Origin of the sequence: Pseudoalteromonas sp. SR41-8 (genome assembly GCF_014163915.1) — a bacterium.
In the GTDB taxonomy this organism is placed as follows: domain Bacteria; phylum Pseudomonadota; class Gammaproteobacteria; order Enterobacterales; family Alteromonadaceae; genus Pseudoalteromonas; species Pseudoalteromonas rhizosphaerae.
Genome location: NZ_JACJEE010000102.1, coordinates 1 through 318, shown reverse-complemented (window position 1 = coordinate 318; position 318 = coordinate 1). Strand labels below are relative to the sequence as shown.

General features: G+C 41.5%; 1 pseudogene. It reads left to right on the top strand.

Annotated elements, in window-relative coordinates:
* Positions 1-318: pseudogene (locus tag H5162_RS21185) on the top strand (TonB-dependent receptor); the annotation flags it as partial.

Here is a 318-nt window from a genome sequence, read left to right as displayed (position 1 = left end):
AGCAAAATAGCCCTTGAGCAACAACTCGGTAAATGGCAAAACTCATTAAGCTGGCAGTGGGTAGATAGTAAAACGCGTGTAGATCCGCGTCGTATTGAAAATCTAACAGCCAACTATAGCTTAGTGAATTTAGCAACCAAGGCGAGATGGGATAAGCTAACAGTTAAGTTAGCAATTACTAATTTACTTGATCAGTATTATCAACAGCCGTTAGGCGGAGTCAGTATTGCTGATTTTAAAACAGATATGAGCGAAGGCTTCAGCCAATTAGCAGGACAAGGTCGCTCGGTTAATGCCGGTATCAGCTACGCATTTTAA